Origin of the sequence: Arthrobacter sp. Bi26 (assembly GCF_918697925.1) — a bacterium.
Taxonomy (GTDB): Bacteria; Actinomycetota; Actinomycetes; order Actinomycetales; family Micrococcaceae; genus Arthrobacter.
In genome coordinates this window covers 1-1,139 of record NZ_CAKKMF010000213.1, presented here as the reverse complement: position 1 = coordinate 1,139, position 1,139 = coordinate 1, and the positions used below count along the sequence as shown (strand labels likewise).

General features: G+C 64.8%; 1 protein-coding gene and 1 pseudogene. Both read left to right on the top strand.

Annotated elements, in window-relative coordinates; genetic code table 11:
- Nucleotides 1-100: 100 nt before the first annotated feature.
- Nucleotides 101-792 (top strand): annotated as a pseudogene (locus tag LQV16_RS23505) (MSMEG_4193 family putative phosphomutase).
- 24 nt (nucleotides 793-816) lie between these two features.
- Nucleotides 817-1,139, top strand: a 323-nt coding sequence (locus tag LQV16_RS23500) for a DUF3090 family protein (protein WP_229996233.1), incomplete at its 3' end; no start/stop codon positions are given.

Below are 1,139 nucleotides of genomic sequence, written 5' to 3'. Positions count from 1 at the left end.
TCGGCGTGCTTGAAGGGTTCCGCCAGTGCCTTATCTGCCTGTCCGACGCGCGACCCGGTACGGTTCACACCGCCATCGAGCGGGTGGTTAGGCTGGGTGGATGGCGACAGCTATTCTCGTGCGGCACGGCCGCACCACAGCCAATGCCACTGGACTGCTGGCCGGTCGGGCCGTCGGCGTCAGCCTGGACCAGATCGGGCGCGACCAGGCGGCTCTGACCGGAGACCGGCTCGCGGCCGTGCCCGTAGTCGGGGTGGTGTCGAGCCCTCTTGAGCGTTGTCAGCAGACCGCCCGGCTCATCCTCGATCGCCAGGCTGGCACGCCGTACGCGCCGGTCGATCTCAATCTCACCGAGTGCGATTACGGCCAGTGGCAGGGCCGCACGCTCAGTGATCTCGCGACCGAGGATTTGTGGCCGGTTGTGCAGTCGCAACCGTCCGCCGTCGTCTTTCCGGCGGTGAATCCATGGCCGCGATGCAGGCTCGGTCAGCGGCAGCGATTCGACGCCACGATGCAGCCTTCGAAGCCGAGTACGGGCCAGGGGCCGTGTGGGTGGCGGTGAGTCACGGTGACATCATCAAGTCAATCCTCGCCGACGCGCTCGGCATGCACCTTGACCTGTTCCAGCGTATTAACGTGGGCCCCGCGTCCGTATCGATCGTGCGCTACGGCGCTAGTCGGCCGAGCGTCTACGCGACCAACACCGACGCGGGTGATCTGTCGTGGCTCTCGAACGGCATCCACTCTGGCGATGCGCCGGTGGGCGGCGGTGCAGGGCAAAAGGCGCCATGAACCCCATCCGCCTAGAATAATGACATGCCTACACGTCTTCACGAGTTTGCCTGGCCTGATCGGGTCGTCGTTGGCACCATCGGCCTTCCGGGAGCGCGCACGTTCTACCTGCAGGTGCGCGCAGGGACGCAGACCGTGAGTATTGCCCTAGAGAAGCAGCAGTCGGCTCTGCTCGCGGAGAAGATCGACGAAATCCTCGACCAGCTCATCACCGTCGAGGGCAACCCCTTCAGCGTTCCCACGAGTACTCCCATTGAACTTGTCGACAATGACCAGCTCGAGGCCGTTCAGGAGCAGTTTCGCACCGGCGCCATGAGCTTAGGTTGGGACCCAACCACGGCCCAGGT